Here is a 15,648-nt window from a genome sequence, read left to right on the forward strand (position 1 = left end):
ATTATGAAAGCGAAATTAAAAATCTGGGTGCCAACTTTTTTATTGGCCTTGCCTTTGATTCTAGCAGGAGTGGCTAAATTGTCTGGCGTACCAGCAATGCATCAAAGTTTTAGTATGATGGGTTTGCCTGAATGGTTTGGTTACTTTATCGGCGCTATGGAATTATTGGCTGGCATAGGTTTATTAGTGCCTAAATGGTCTGCGTTAGCGGCAACTGGCATGATTCCAATTTTGGCGGGTGCAATCTATTTTCACTTAGTGTATGCGGTGCCAACAGCTATACCTGCTTTTGTGTTTATCTTACTTGCCCTTGTTATTATTATGCTGCGTCGTAAAGAGGCGATTTGGTATCCAGTATAAATGTGATTTGACTCATTTTGAGTTGAAAGTTTGGGGATTTTCTCTGACCCTTTGAACGCCATGTGATAAAGTGGCGCCTATTATGAATCCAAACAAAGCAGAGCATTCTGCTTTGTTGTATCAAGATAGGATGAGCTCGTGTCAGATCCCCAGACTACTCAAATAAAACAGTTAGAAAAACTTAGTGCAGCATGGCAACCCGCTGTTGAATTTCTTTTTGGTGAAGCCTTGGCTCAGGCCCAATTTGCTGGCTTTGAAATAGGCCAAGATATTGCCAAACCCGCTGCTATTCTTGATGAAACTACTCCATATCAATACAAAATTCTAATACCTTCACGCAGTTTTACCAATCAGGTAATTTTACTAGCAGACCTAATACAGGAAATGGTTAAAGGTCTTTGGCCAATGGAAAAGGGTGCGAGCTCCACTAGCTTATGTGAAGGAGCGGCCGTGTTTGGTGCCATTACTGCAATCAAGCAAGTCTTTGGTGACGAAAGTGTTGACTCCTATTTGAATGCCCTAAAAGAACAGGCGTTTGCCTATTATGACGCTTTTTCTTATGTCGCTGTTTTGTTGGCTGATGATCCGCAAGCAATCAAAAAACTGCGAGACATTCAGCCACTTTTATACAAGGTTGAAAAAACAGATTTTGACCAAGCTGGATTGACGGTAGAGCGCAAAATGAGAGACATTTTATTGCTCACTTTCCGAGGCTAATTGAAAATATTGCTCACAACAAAAAAGGCCGCGATTGCGGCCTTTTTTGTTGAAGATCGATTATTTTGCTTGAAGTTCTTGCAACTCTTCGCTGAACCAAATTTTGCGCTTGAATCGAGGGTTCTTAGAAGACATATCAATCTTGTAAGGATTGGGTTCTTGATGATCTGGCAATCCCAAAATATGGCATAACTCTTGAGCTAGCCATTTTTCTACTTTCAGTACCACCATCTTCTTACGTAAACGACCTTGCTCATCTCGGTTTAAGATAGTCGGTAAGGTATTCAGCGTTAGGATTTCTCCCAATGCTGGATGCGACATGCGCTCGCGGCCTTCGTCACTGGCGTAGAAGTGAGATACCGCAAATACCATACGTTGTGGGTTAATTTGACGTAAAAATTGACAAGATTTGACCACGGTCGAGCCAGTACGAACCATGTCGTCAAACAAGATGATGCTGGCGCCATCTAAACCATCAAATGTGTGTTCACTTTCTTTGTGAAGGGTGATTTCTACCTTACGTTCTGCGGTACGTTCCTTATCCAGCATGATGAATTTAGCTTTGCTTAAGCCTAAGCGATTAAACATTTCTTTAACGAAGTCGCGTGCGCCTTTGTCGGGTGCGCACAGTACTAAGCCTTCCCCTTCAGGGCCGTAATGCAAAATGTCTGAGTTTAGTAGGTAGTGAGCGTAGATTTCGTAGGGGATGAGGTTGTGGAAGTCGCCTTGGAAGACGTGGCTGAAGATTTTCTGCACCGATTCAGAGTGATTGTGAATCGTCATGACGGTATCAACCCCGGAAAGCTTTAATAGCTGAGCATATAGCTTAGCGGTAAAGGGTTGGCCATCGAACTTTTTAATATCGTAAATATCACGCTCAAAGCTGGTTTCCCCTAAATCTTTGCTGGGCCCTCGATCTTGTGCGCTGTAAAACAAGTCTGGCTCCACCAAGATAACACGCTCTGCGCCATTTTCTTTTGCTGCTCGGGCAATGATCATGTTGGCCATGGCCAGTTCTTGACGACTTTTAATATGGCTATTGGTACTGACAATGACGACAGATTTTCCATTCAGTTTTTGGCCTATGTTTTCGAAGTCCTGTTCGTCTGAAATAAAGCGAGGGCAGAACTCTGTGTTCATAAACTGCTTCATACTGATTAAGTCTGCTATGTCATCAAACTGGCCCATAGCATAGGCAATATCAATAGCAAAAGGGTTATCAGAAGAGTTACTTACAACTACGACATTCGTTGACTGACTGGTCGACATAGTCATGAAAGATCCTTAACTAAGGGATAGGGGAAATTTGCTGCAATTCTAATACGAGTTGAGTTGTTTCGATAGAGCTTAAAGCAGAGAAAAGGTAAATTTTCACTGCTTTGCTGACTTTCTATTTCTCTATTCTGAGATGTCAGAATAGGTTTTTATGATTGGCTCACTGTACCTATTCTCCTTTTGAGAGCCAAATTTACTTATTAAGGAAGGAGCGAATAGGTGCCAACTTACTGACCACATTGCTGGTAACAACTGGGTGATCTAGGACATACGGAACCACGGGAGCAAATCACTCTGGCGTCATTTTCAATACCACGTTCGACCCAGTTGATATTGAGAATACGTGCCACACTCATTAAATCTTTTTTGATACTAGATGGAATGGGCGCGGAGCCACCGTGGCCAACACAAGCGTCTTTTAAATCATTGGCAATGCTAATGGCGTCTTTACCTTGTGCTGAGATGGCAGGGTTTAAATCAATACCTGAACAAAGCACGTGGCTTTTGCCAGCTAAATCTTCTACCTTGATGGATTCACAAGCATAAATGCGCGCTTCATCGCCTACATTTAGGATGGAAATTTGCGCAGAAGTGCCGGTGAAATTTTCGTTTATCATGCGAAATACCGCCCAATGTTGGCATGGATCTTCGACCAAACTCATGTTGCCCCAAGGCAGCGGAATACCATTGCCACGATAGACGGCTTTGAGCTTTCCAGGCGCGTAAGCGTCGAAATAGTGCCAGTGCGGGTAAGGCGAAGTGGCTGTCATGCGACGCATGGCAACAGATTCAGAAACACCAGCGAGTTTCGCAGTGCTGATTTCATATCCATTACGATCAAGCAACTGTCTAAAGGGAACTTTAGGACACAATAACGCCCCAGCAAAAAAGCTGCATTCGAAGTCTCGCCAGGCTAATAAAATATCTTGCGCATCCATTCCTGTTTTATGTGATTTCTGACTTCTATCCTGGATTGGGGTGATTTCGTTACGACCTGTTACTAAGACATTTTTAATGCCGTCTTTGTCGTGCAATACAGCATGTCCTATGTGTACTGCCAAATTGTATTTCAGACGTTGTGTCTGATTTTTCATGATGTGATTGATGTAAATGGTACTCGGTGGATCGAAAAATGAGGTGACCACATGGTTTTCGTCAATGCCCATGTTTTCTAATACAGATAAAGGCGTTTTGCGAAACCATTTGATTTGCATGCCCATTTGCTTAGCGATAGCAATCAATTCATCAATACTCAAGGGCAGGCGCTTTAAACCCACTTCTTCAGCGGCTCTTTCTAGGTCAGGGAAGTGATTCTGATGATGCTCTTGGTGAGCACGAATGAGCAAATGGGCGAATTGTCGGCCACTGGTACCAGTCTGAGACAACATTTCTGGTATGGCAATTTGCAGAATTTCATTTGAAAACAGAAAGTTAGGCTCCAGCGCCATGCCGTTAATGCCACCGCCAGAGCCTTTTGAAGGAGTGATGGCTTCTTGTTCCGGAATATCGTCCAAAAACCAGCTAACGGTTTTTTGAAAAACTTGTGCAATGACTTCTAAAACTTCTTCACTCGGTACTCGTTTACCTCTTTCTATCATGGACAAATAAGACACCGAAGGAGCGGCTTCAGGGTCGAGTTTGATGCAACGGGATGACAAGTCTTCCATGGTCAAACGGTTGCGCTTTCTGAGATTGCGGATTTTGGTGCCAAGAAAATGGGCTTTGCGATTTAAGTTATTTTTATTTTTCATTTTTGTAAAATTTACAGTGTGTAATTCTTATTGTGAAATTTTAGGTTAGTACGGCATAGACTATAAATCAAGCAAGTGATCAGGCATTTGTGAAAGCACATTGACTGAATGTGGTTTGATGAAGATAAGAATAAAGGTAACCAACATGACTATGCCGCAACCTAAAAATAACAGTGTGATACAACCCGACTTTAGTCGCTTCATCAACGAAGAAGTATTGCCATTGCACAAGATGGATGCCAACCAGTTCTGGCAGGATTTTTCGCAATTGATCGAGGATCTGTCTCCCATTAATCGTCAACTCTTAGCAAAACGCGATAGTTTGCAGCAACAAATTGATGACTGGCATTTGGCCCGAAAAGGTCAACCAATGGACATCAATGAGTACGAAGCCTTTCTACGAGAGATCGGCTATTTGGTTGAGGAAGGTGAGGATTTCACCATCACAACGTCAAATGTAGATGATGAAATTGCCAAGTTAGCAGGGCCGCAATTGGTTGTGCCTGTGAAAAATGCGCGTTTTGCTTTGAACGCTGCCAATGCCCGTTGGGGCAGCTTATACGATGCATTTTACGGCACAGATGTGATCGCCAAAAACAATGGTCTTGAAACAGACAACGGCTATAACCCAGCACGTGGAGAGGCTGTTATCAAAAAGGCTAAAGCTTTTTTAGACGAGGTGTTTCCATTAGAAAATGGCTCTCACCAAAATGTGTCTAGTTATGTTGTTTACTATCACCATTTGTTGGCTTTCTTTGAAGATGGTAGCCAATCCGGTTTAAAACAAGCTTGTCAGCTGGTGGCTGTGAATGGCCAACGCAGTGAGCCAGAAGCCATTCTGTTACGCAATCATGGCCTACATGTGGAAATTCAGTTCGATCGCAATGGGGTGAATGGCGCGAAAGACAAAGCCAATATCAACGACATTTTGGTTGAGTCGGCTTTAAGCACCATCATTGACTGTGAAGACTCTGTCGCTGCGGTGGACTCGGAAGACAAAATTGAGGTGTACCGAAATTGGCTTGGCTTAATGCAAGGCACGTTAGAGGCCAGCTTCAAAAAAGACGGTGAAATGCAAACCCGCCGTATGAATCCAGATAAGTTCTTTACCGATCTGGATGGTCAAGCATATCGATTACATGGTCGTTCATTACTATTAATTCGCAACGTCGGTCATTTAATGGAATGCGATCTCATGCAAGATGGCTTGGGTAACTTTGTGCCAGAAGGCATTGTCGATGCGGTGGTGACGTCTTTGATTGCCGCTGTGGATTTGAAGAAAACTGAAGGTTTACGCAACAGTCGTACCGGCAGTATCTATATTGTAAAACCGAAAATGCATGGCCCTGAAGAAGTGGCCTTTAGCTGCGAGTTGTTTGCTCGTGTTGAAGACATGCTGGGCTTAGCCAGAAACACTTTGAAAATCGGCATCATGGATGAAGAGCGCCGCACTACCTTGAATCTCAAAGAGTGCATTCGTGCTGCGAAAGAAAGGGTGGTCTTTATCAACACTGGGTTCCTAGACAGAACTGGTGACGAGATTCATACCAGCATGCAGGCAGGGGCTTTTTTACCGAAAGAACAAATCAAATCTCAGGCTTGGATACAAGCTTATGAAAATCGCAATGTCGAGATTGGCTTGGCTTGTGGTTTACCTGGACGAGCACAAATCGGTAAAGGGATGTGGGCCATGCCAGATGAAATGGCGGCCATGATGGAAGCTAAGCTAGCCCATCCAAAATCCGGCGCTAACACAGCTTGGGTGCCGTCACCCACTGCAGCCACCTTACATGCATTGCATTACCACCGCATTGATGTGTTTGCGCGTCACGAAAGAGTGAAGCAGCGCACGCCAGCCAGTCTTAACGATTTGCTAACGGTGCCTTTGATTCCCGACAACCTGACCTTGTCTGAACAGGTCATTGAACGTGAAGTGGATAACAATATTCAAGGTTTATTAGGTTACGTCGTTCGCTGGGTCGAAGACGGTGTGGGTTGCTCCAAAGTGCCTGACATTAACAATGTTGGCTTGATGGAAGACAGGGCCACTTTGCGCATCTCAAGTCAGCACTTGGCAAATTGGTTATTGCATGGCATCTGTTCGCCACAGCAAGTGGAAGCCTCTATGAAGCGCATGTCCAAGATTGTTGATGAGCAAAATCAATCAACACCAGATTACCGTCCATTGCTATCGGAAGAAGGTACCAGCCAAGCATTTAAAGCCGCTCATGACTTGATCTTTAAAGGTGTGATTCAAGCCAATGGTTACACCGAGCCTTTGCTACACGCTTACCGAATCAAAGTGAAGCAGCTAAGCAACTAGATGACAAACGATTAAACAAGCTAACGATTAACCAAAGAAATACATAACCAAAGAGTGAGAAATACTATGCAAACTTATAAAAATAAAATGCAGCAAGCCAGCCAACTCATTGGCCAACAAGCGACTTGGGGCGGTATGAATCCAGAATACGTAGCGCGCATGCAACTACAAAACCGTTTTAATACCGGTATTGATATCGCCAAATACACGGCCAAAGTGATGCGTGAAGACATGGCGCGGTACGATCAAGACCCTGCGAACTACACGCAATCTTTGGGTTGCTGGCACGGTTTCATTGGTCAGCAAAAAATGATTTCCATTAAGAAACACTTTGGTACAACACGCAGCCGTTACCTATACCTTTCAGGTTGGATGGTGGCCGCGATGCGCTCAGAGTTTGGCCCTTTGCCCGATCAGTCTATGCATGAGAAAACCTCAGTGCCTGCGTTGATCGAAGAGCTGTACACCTTTTTGAAACAAGCGGATGCCCGTGAATTGCAACACTTGTTTAAAGAGTTGGATGATGCTCGAGCAGTAGGTGATCAAGTGCGTGAACAGGCAGCACAAGAAAACATCGATAATTTTGAAACCCATGTTGTGCCAATCATTGCCGACATTGATGCCGGTTTCGGTAACGAAGAAGCGACTTACTTGTTGGCAAAGAAAATGATTGAAGCTGGCGCTTGCTGTATCCAGATTGAAAACCAAGTATCCGACGCGAAACAATGTGGTCACCAAGACGGTAAGGTAACTGTGCCCCATGAAGATTTTCTCGCCAAGATCAATGCTGTGCGTTATGCCTTCCTTGAGTTGGGGGTAGATGATGGTGTGATTGTGGCCCGTACAGATTCATTGGGCGCGGGTCTGACTCAGAAAATCCCAGTGTCACAAACAGCGGGCGATTTAGCCGAGCAATACAGTGCCTTCATTGATGGTGAAGAAGTCACTTCTCTCGAACAAATGCAGTCTGGTGATATGTTACTGAAGCAAGGTGACAAGTGCATTAAACCCACTCGCTTAGCAAACGGCTTGGTGCGCTTTAAAGCAAATACGGGTGCGGATCGAGTGGTATTGGATTGTATTACGTCTTTGCAGCACGGGGCGGATTTATTGTGGATAGAAACTGAGAAACCGCATATTGGTCAGATCGCTGAGTTGGTGAATCGCATTCGTGAGGTGGTGCCAAATGCCAAGTTGGTGTACAACAACAGTCCGTCTTTTAACTGGACGTTAAACTTCCGTCAGCAAGTGTTTGATGCATGGCAAGAAGCGGGTAAAGACACCAGCGTTTATGATCGTGATCGCCTTATGTCTCAAGAATACGATGGTACGGCTTTGTCTGACGAAGCAGATGAGCGCATTCGTCGCTTCCAACAAGACGCTGCCGCGCAAGCGGGTATTTTCCATCACTTGATTACTTTGCCAACCTACCACACAGCGGCCTTGTCGACTGACAATCTGGCGAAAGATTATTTCGGTGAACAGGGTATGCTGGGTTATGTACTGGAAGTGCAGCGCAAAGAAATTCGCCAAGGCCTGGCGTGTGTGAAACATCAGGACATGTCGGGTTCCAATATTGGTGATGATCATAAAGAGTACTTCTCAGGTGACAACGCGCTGAAAGCCTCTGGTAAAGATAACACCATGAACCAATTTGCCGCCATTTAAGGACTAGGGAAAGACAAAAAGCTCAGCGTGTTCCCCCGCTGGGCTTTTTGTTGTCTTGTAAACGTCATGAAAGCGTCATAGCCATTTTTTAAGCTGACCAAGCGTTTATATACAAACAAAGGGGATAGGCTGTAATGATAAGTAGAACTGGGTTGGTTGGAGTTATGTCAGTGGTGGTCTTGAGTGGTTGCATCAGTCAGACATCATCTTCAGCAAAGGGCGATACTCAATTTGTCGATAGTTTTCCAATAAAGGGTAGTGCTTTGCCTTATTCTGTGCTTCGTGATGATCTTAAAGACGGTCAATCTGGGCAAACATTTGAAATACGTAACGGGGGTTTTGGCTCAGCCATGACGGCTCACCCCGACAATGCTAATCAGTTTTATACATTAACAGACCGCGGTCCTAATGCGAAATACACTGGTGACTATGGTAAGGGGAAAATTTTTCCTGTAGCAGATTATACGCCTCGTATAGGTTTGTTTGAAGTAGCGGATGATGGACAAATCAGGCTGGTCAGAAGCATTTTATTGAAACGTCCAGATGGCAGTTTGATTTCTGGTCTACCCAATACATCCGCTTTTGGGGGAACGGGAGAAACACCATATTATGCTGATGGTCAACCTGTGCTGATGGACAGCAGTAAACCTTATGATGCACAAACGAACCCAATTAAACTAGACGATTATGGCTTGGATGGGGAAGGTTTAGTCGCTCTAAAAGATGGTAGTTTTTGGGTAAGTGATGAATATGGTCCACACATGGTGCATTTTGACTCTGCTGGTGTCGAGATAGAAAGAATCAACCCATTTGCACAAGACAAACGCAACACCTACTCTTTACCAAGTGTGTTTCAGCATCGTCGTGCTAACCGAGGTATGGAAGGATTGGCCATAACGCCAGATGAGCGCACTCTCGTAGGCATCATGCAGTCCACCATGCTAAATCCTGATAAGGCCGCGCAAAAGGGCAATTTAACTCGTATTGTGACGGTTGATTTGGTAACAGGGAAGACCGAGCAATATTTATATCGTCAGAATAAAAATGAAAATTCTAACTCGGAAATTGCTGCCCTGAATGCATCACAATTTCTAGTCATTGAACGTGACGGCAGTTTTTTATTAGGTGGGCCTAAGAAAGCCAACCCAAATGCACAAAAGCAGGTTTATCGAATTGATTTGTCTACAGGCACGCCACTTTCCAGTGTTAAATTATCGAATGCCATTCAGCGTGATGAAAATTATGGCTTGTTGATAGAAGGCTTAACGTTAGAGCAATTTGCTCAACAAAAAGGCTGGCAAGCATTGGCTGAATATGGCATCAAGCCTGTGAGAAAATCTTTGCTTGTCGATATGGTCGACGAAGTGGCTTATCCGCATGATAAGATGGAAGGTCTGTGGATCATTAATGATCATTATTTAGGTATACTCAACGACGATGATTTTGCTACTTCATCAACGAAGGGCAAACTGGGACAAAAATACCTAGGTGATGGTACAGTCGACAACAATCAGTTGTACATCATCAAAACAGATTTTCTAAGATAGTTGGCTAGGAATTCAGCTAGCTTGCTATGCAATCCGACTCACCTGGGGGCTTTGGTAAAGCCTTATTTTGCTGAAGCCCCATTTCTAAGTAGAGTACCTTATTAGTACTTTGCAAAAATATTATCCCATAATGGCGCTATTGATATTTTATACTATCAATATCAGTTTCTATTATTGTTACTTGCCTTAATTCTTGATAGCGGTACGATCTATCGAAAAGCTCGTTAATCAAAAAATGTTCTTTGTAACTGGAAGATGACGTGTGAGGATAAAAGTTGAAGCATTCTCGATACTCTCTTGATGATAAACAAGTCCGTGAAATGTGTTTAAAGGATTTAGCAAAACGTTCGCGTTTTGGTGGTGTTTTTTATTTAATGGCATTTCTTGCAACTGTATTCAGCTCAACGGTGGTACATGTTCATTTAGAGTTTATTGCTCTTTTTTCAATTCTCTTTATTGTTCTGCAAATCGAACGTTTACGTCTTTATCACAAGGCAATGAAGCCGAGTGAAGTGGACCTCCATTCTCTTTTTAGTCGTTATTCTTTACTGTACAACACCTCAGCATTTATTTGGGTAGCCAGTTCAGTTTGGCTGTTTTATATGAGTCCTGTTATTGATATTGGTGTCATGGTAAATGTCATGTCTTCGGCCGCTATTAGTATGGGGGGGATGGCCGTACTGGTCGTCTCACACAAGATGCAGCGGACTTATTGGCTCATCATTTGTTTGCCATTTGCGTTTGCTGCTGCAGTGCTTTTAGAACCACCTACTAATTGGATTATTGTTATTCTGACGCTTGGCTATGGTGTGTTTATTTTGATGATAGGGAAGCAGTTAAACCGATCTTATTGGCAAACCCTGAACGATAATTTAATGCTGTCAGAACAGGCAAAAGAGTTGGAAAAAGCAAAATTACAAGCGGAAGCTGCAGGGCAAGCGAAAGCGAACTTTCTAGCAGCCATGACACATGAGATTCGTACACCTCTTAATGGCATATTGGGGATGGCACAATTGTTATCTTTGAGTAAGTTGAATGATGAGCAAAGACAGCATGTCAGCGTTATTAATAATGCCGGTAGTAACCTGATGCACATTATTAATAATATCTTGGATTACTCGAAAATGAATGCTGCTGAGTTGGAGCTGGAGCAAAAAAAGTTCGACCCAAAAGCCTTAGTGGAAGAAGTTGTGTATTTGTTATCCAGCCAAGCGGATCGGCAAGGTCTTCAATTAAGTTGTGATTTTGACGATGTTCCAGGGACTGTGTTTGGGGATTCTTATCGATTACATCAAATCCTTTATAACCTGATTGGCAATGCCATTAAATTTACCGAACAAGGTTGGGTAAAAGTTAGCGTATCGTCGCAAGCATTAACGGCCTCTAACGAGCCGATGATCCAGTTGATTCTACAAGTTGAGGATACAGGGATTGGGATTTCTAAAGCTAACATTGAGCACATTTTTGAGCAGTTTTATCAAATTAATCAATTTCACTCTAATATACGTGGTACAGGTTTAGGGTTAAGCATTACTAAGCGTATTGTGGACTTAATGGGCGGCGATATTCAGGTTCACAGTGAGGTGGGTAAAGGCACAAGATTTAGTGTCATTTTGCCATTTAACTTGGCCATGACATCGAACAAAACGACGAAAGAGGTTTTGCAAGACAAAGACAAGCAGCCCAAACCTGTTGACCAGCAAACTGCTTTTACTGAACCTTCTTCTTTGCAGGTTTTGCTGGTGGAGGATAATAGGATAAATCAAATTGTTGGAGAGCAATTTTTGATTCGCTTGGGGTGTCAGGTAGACATCGCCGAGAATGGCATAGTTGCGCAAGATAAGTTTCTTCATAGGGATGATTATGATGTGATTTTTATGGATTGTAATATGCCTGAAATGGATGGTTTTGATGCGACCAGAGCGATTCGTCAAATAGAGCAGCGAGAAAACAGAAAAGCAACGCCTATAGTGGCACTTACCGCTCATGTGGAAGACGCTATTAAGCGGCAATGCTTAGAAGCGGGTATGGATGCTTTTATGAGTAAACCATTTTTGTTGGTAGAACTAGAGGCTATTGTTGAGGGTATTAAACTGGGTAAACCTTTACAGCTTTGAGTATAGAAAGAAATAAATTTAGGTGTTTGTGGTTTGGCTATCTGATTCGACCTCTACTCGATTGCGTCCTTTGTTATTGCCGTAATCTCGTGTGTTGTATTTCGTCCCACACAGGATAAATCATGTAGCACATGATGGGACTGGTTAGTAGATGTCTTTAATATTTGCAGGCTTGTTAACTCGGCGCTTCGTTTTATGACTTAAGGTGAAAATGAAAGCAGACAATGAAAGCAGACAATGAAGTTATGAGTATGGGTTTATAGGCTGCATAAAAATGTCAGCAAAGATGAATATCATGCGTAACCTTGTGTTGATTGAATAGATGAATTCATGATTTATGTTAGCCTCGCCTTATTTATTTCATTGGACACTAATATGCTGAAAAGACAAAATTTTATTTTAACGGCTTTTTTACTGAGTCTTGGTACAGCACATTCTGCTTTCGCTGAAACCTTTGAGGTGCCTCGATCTTTCGAAATTATGTACCTTGATCAACAAGTGGCTAGTAAGTTTGGTAACGATTTTAAAATTGATGTTGACCCTGGACAGCACCAGATTGTATTTCGATTTAATAAGATTATACGCTCTGGAGGAGATTCAGAAGTCTATCAGTCTGAGCCTATCGTGTTGGATTTGAATGTTCCGTCAGGGGCTTATTTACAGTTACAGGCACCTTATATTTCATCTCATCGACAGGCTCAAGATTATGCTAAACAACCTAATTTCAGCATCCGAGATGAAGCCAGTGGTCGTGATGTTAGCTATCAGCAAAGGATGTTAGCTAAACAATCTGGCTTGCAAAATTTGCGGGATTATCTTGGGGAAGTAAAAGCCTTAGATGAGGTAAAAAGTTTATCGCAAGATGCTCCGCTTGACCCACCTGTGAAGATGAATTCGGCTCCAGCTTTATCCATGCTTAAATTCTGGTATAACCAAGCTGATATAGACACTCGCAAAGCTATGCGTGTATGGATTGCTGATGCACAACAGCAGGCTAAGCAAGATAGCATTCAGCTTGAAATGCTGCAGTTTTGGTTTAACAAAGCAGACGATAAAGCGAAAACCTCCTTCCAAATGTGGTTAATCGGCAGTCGCTCTTAAAGCAAAAACGCCAACTCAGTTATGATGTTGGCGCTTATTCTTTATCGTGATAAATGTCACTTTCTACTGGCTGGCGGTTTGCGCTCCGGCTGCAATTTTCTGATTAAACTTATCGTTTACCCAAAGTGCCAGAAGAATGATGCCGCCACCAATGGCCAGTCGTACAATATCGGCATCGCGATTCCAGAACAATACATTGACGATAATGCCAGCTGGAATAAGTAAGTTATTCGCTACTGCTAAAGTGCCTATGTCGACCAAGGTCGCTCCCTTATTCCAAGCAAAGTAGCCTAACCCTGAAGCCACAATACCCAAGTAGGTCAAGATTAACCATTGTTGTGTGGTGGTTGGAAGTTTCTCTGGGTTGCCTAATAGTATGTAACAAGGGATAACGATCGCCAAAGCACCTAGAAAGAACCAACCGAAAACAGTTCTTTGCGACAGATCTGGGCGTTGTTTTGCGATGACGCGTTTGTAGCCAACTTGTCCTGCAGCAAAACAGATATTCGCGCCTTGTACAATTAATAGGCCTTTAATAAAGCCGCTGTCGATGCCCTGATAGCGAATGGCGACAGCGCCAAGAATGGCCAGTATTGCGCTGATGGCGAAGCCAATATTAAATCTTTTATCGAGAATATCGTTTAGCAGTGTGACATAAAGCGGTGTCATAACAGTAAACAAAAGCACTTCTGGCACAGAAAGGTATAAGAAAGATTGGTAGTAAAATCCGTACATAATACCAAGTTGTAAAGCACCGCAGACCATTAGTTGCAGGGCAATTTTGGTTTCAATTTGACGCAGTTTTAAAAAAGGTATGAATACCAATGCTGCTAAGGCAACACGCATTATTACAGAGAACCAAGCGTCTACCTGACCTGCTAGATATTCACCTATTAAACTAAAAGAAAATGCCCACAAAAGGGTAACAGCGAGAAGAATCGGCATGAGTTTTATCCATAACTAACTTTAATTCGGCCAGTGTACTGATTTCTTCCTAGTAATGACAGCAGTTTACTTATAATAAAATTAAAGTTTACTAGTGTTTTTAATTTAATCTATATGTTTTTTGCCGTTCTTTTTGATCTTCTGTTCTGCCTATGGATTCGGCATAATGACCGCCAAATTGGATAAGGTCATTAACATGTCTCCACAGCAAGTCTCATCATTAGAACAAGCCTGCCAAGCATTTCTAGCCAAGCAAGACAGTGCTGACGTGGCCCATGATTTGAATCACATCAAGCGTGTGGTTAAGGTCGCCAAGCAATTGGCAAAAGAAGAGTCTGCTCAACTAGAAATAGTCTTACCAGCAGCTTGGCTACATGATTGCGTTTCTTTGCCAAAAGATCATCCTGAGCGCAAATTGGCGTCAAAAATGGCAGCGGATAAAGCACTGGATTTTTTGCGTTCCATCGCTTATCCAGAAGAGTATTTATCAGCCATTCATCATTGTATTCATGCCCATAGTTTTAGTGCGCAAGTTGTGCCTGAAGGTCTGGAAGCGCAAATTGTACAGGATGCAGATCGTTTAGATGCACTTGGGGCTATTGGTGTGGCCCGTTGCATGCAGGTAAGTGGTGCTTTGAATCGGGCTTTGTATGCCGACGAAGACCCTTTTTGCGAAGTTCGAGAAACTGACGACATGCAATTTTCGATTGACCATTTCTACAGTAAATTATTGCTTATCCCTCCTAGTTTGAATACGGCTGCGGCGCGTCGAGAAGGAGTTAAGAGAGAAGGTTTCATGCGACAATTCTTACGGCAATTACGACATGAGATTTAATTTTTTCGATTCACATTGTGCTGCTGAATATTATTGACCATGGTGCGGCCTATACTCATAAAGTTTGTTATCTGCTCATCGCTAAGGCCTGTTTTCATTGCATTTAATGCTGCTAAATCGGCTTTTTGTAGCTGGATAAAAATGCTTTTACCTTGTTCCGTTAGAGTCAAAATTTGACTGCGCTTGTCCATTGGGTGTGCTTGCTTTTCGATCAGTTGTTGAGCCAATAAATCCTTAACAATACGAGTTACTTGTCCTTTGTCCTTTCCTGTAGTGGTGCTAATAGTGTGTGCCGTACACATCTTTTGCTGGTGAATGATTTTTAAAGCCATAAAGGACACAGGTGTCAGCTCCAGCTCTAGGGATTTCATGGTGTCCCACATAGACTCTTTCAGTGCGTTAATGCTGTGAATAAAAATCAGTTGTAGTTCTTCTTCAAATGATGGCATATCTCTGTCCAATGGTTGACAAAATCAACTTTATTTTTAATAATTGACTTTGTCAACTAGATTGCTTGTGTTGTTATAGAATTACTTGAGAGAGAACGTATGTCAAAGAAACTGGAAAAAATTCTGATCATTGCCTGCTTAGTGATGATGATAGGTGGAACCTTAACCTTTTTGATGACGTGGCGAAATTTGGGTTTCGGAGAAGCCTTTCTTTTTGCTTGGTTATCTTCTTTTGCCCTTTGTGTACTTTGCATTGCCCCTATTGGTGGTGTGCTATCATTTTTAGTGCATAAATTAGTCAATACCCTGTTGCCTCGTGTACACAAAATACAACAAGACATCATTTTTGGTTTGATTATGGCGGTGCTTATGGAATCCATCATGGCCATTGTTACTACGCTGAATGTGCATGGCTGGATGGCAGTGGAAAGCTTTTTCGCTAAGTGGAGCATCACCTTTGTTGCTGCTTTGCCTATGGGTATTTTCTTTTCGATACTCATGTCATTAGTCATTAAACGTCGCTTAGTGGCTTACTGGACAAAAGCTTGACCTTTCCTTTA

The 15,648-nt window shown here is 42.7% G+C and carries 13 protein-coding genes; 9 read left to right on the plus strand and 4 right to left on the minus strand.

Translation table 11 applies throughout. The features are described 5' to 3' along the window. The first annotated feature begins 3 nt into the window (after positions 1–3). Positions 4–360: a DoxX family protein gene (locus ABXS85_RS16135; RefSeq protein ID WP_353667551.1), complete on the plus strand. Its 357-nt coding sequence runs from the start codon at positions 4–6 to the stop codon at positions 358–360. A gap of 138 nt (positions 361–498) precedes the next feature. Further along, complete coding sequence (locus ABXS85_RS16140) at positions 499–1,077, plus strand: hypothetical protein (protein ID WP_353667552.1); 579 nt, start codon at positions 499–501, stop codon at positions 1,075–1,077. 60 nt (positions 1,078–1,137) lie between these two features. Here ABXS85_RS16140 and ABXS85_RS16145 read toward each other — a convergent pair whose 3' ends face one another. Together ABXS85_RS16145 and ABXS85_RS16150 are read right to left on the minus strand one after the other, a co-directional pair. Next, positions 1,138–2,352, minus strand: a complete 1,215-nt coding sequence (locus tag ABXS85_RS16145; RefSeq protein WP_353667553.1) for a phosphoribosyltransferase family protein — start codon at positions 2,350–2,352, stop codon at positions 1,138–1,140. Between the two features lie 227 nt (positions 2,353–2,579). Next, positions 2,580–4,103: a DUF3612 domain-containing protein gene (locus tag ABXS85_RS16150; RefSeq protein WP_353667554.1), complete on the minus strand. Its 1,524-nt coding sequence runs from the start codon at positions 4,101–4,103 to the stop codon at positions 2,580–2,582. Positions 4,104–4,248: 145 nt separating this feature from the next. Between ABXS85_RS16150 and ABXS85_RS16155 the strand changes: the two genes are divergently transcribed. From ABXS85_RS16155 to ABXS85_RS16175, 5 genes are all read left to right on the plus strand, one after another. After that, positions 4,249–6,426 carry a malate synthase G gene (locus ABXS85_RS16155; RefSeq protein ID WP_353667555.1) on the plus strand — a complete coding sequence of 726 codons (2,178 nt, stop codon included), beginning with the start codon at positions 4,249–4,251 and terminating at the stop codon, positions 6,424–6,426. 66 nt (positions 6,427–6,492) lie between these two features. Then, positions 6,493–8,094, plus strand: a complete 1,602-nt coding sequence (locus ABXS85_RS16160; protein WP_353667556.1) for an isocitrate lyase — start codon at positions 6,493–6,495, stop codon at positions 8,092–8,094. 134 nt (positions 8,095–8,228) lie between these two features. After that, positions 8,229–9,641 (plus strand): esterase-like activity of phytase family protein, encoded by a 1,413-nt coding sequence (locus ABXS85_RS16165; protein WP_353667557.1) that lies wholly within the window; start codon positions 8,229–8,231, stop codon positions 9,639–9,641. Between the two features lie 275 nt (positions 9,642–9,916). Next, positions 9,917–11,758: an ATP-binding protein gene (locus ABXS85_RS16170; RefSeq protein WP_353667558.1), complete on the plus strand. Its 1,842-nt coding sequence runs from the start codon at positions 9,917–9,919 to the stop codon at positions 11,756–11,758. 375 nt (positions 11,759–12,133) lie between these two features. Beyond that, on the plus strand, positions 12,134–12,859 hold the full coding sequence (locus ABXS85_RS16175) for a DUF2057 domain-containing protein (RefSeq protein WP_353667559.1): 726 nt from the start codon (positions 12,134–12,136) through the stop codon (positions 12,857–12,859). Positions 12,860–12,922: 63 nt separating this feature from the next. On the opposite strand, the gene ABXS85_RS16180 is transcribed toward ABXS85_RS16175, so the two are convergent. Beyond that, positions 12,923–13,804 carry a carboxylate/amino acid/amine transporter gene (locus ABXS85_RS16180; RefSeq protein ID WP_353667560.1) on the minus strand — a complete coding sequence of 294 codons (882 nt, stop codon included), beginning with the start codon at positions 13,802–13,804 and terminating at the stop codon, positions 12,923–12,925. Positions 13,805–13,970: 166 nt separating this feature from the next. Here ABXS85_RS16180 and ABXS85_RS16185 point away from each other — a divergent pair, with 166 nt between their 5' ends. Continuing rightward, on the plus strand, positions 13,971–14,639 hold the full coding sequence (locus tag ABXS85_RS16185) for an HD domain-containing protein (protein WP_353667561.1): 669 nt from the start codon (positions 13,971–13,973) through the stop codon (positions 14,637–14,639). On the opposite strand, the gene ABXS85_RS16190 is transcribed toward ABXS85_RS16185, so the two are convergent. After that, entirely contained in the window at positions 14,636–15,088 is a 453-nt protein-coding gene (locus tag ABXS85_RS16190) for a MarR family transcriptional regulator (RefSeq protein WP_353667562.1), read from the minus strand. The two genes, ABXS85_RS16185 and ABXS85_RS16190, sit on opposite strands and share 4 nt — an antisense overlap. A 99-nt stretch (positions 15,089–15,187) precedes the next feature. Between ABXS85_RS16190 and ABXS85_RS16195 the strand changes: the two genes are divergently transcribed. Then, positions 15,188–15,637, plus strand: a complete 450-nt coding sequence (locus ABXS85_RS16195; protein WP_353667563.1) for a DUF2798 domain-containing protein — start codon at positions 15,188–15,190, stop codon at positions 15,635–15,637. The last annotated feature ends 11 nt before the right edge of the window (positions 15,638–15,648 follow it).

Origin of the sequence: Marinomonas sp. THO17 (assembly GCF_040436405.1) — a bacterium.
Lineage (GTDB): Bacteria > Pseudomonadota > Gammaproteobacteria > Pseudomonadales > Marinomonadaceae > Marinomonas.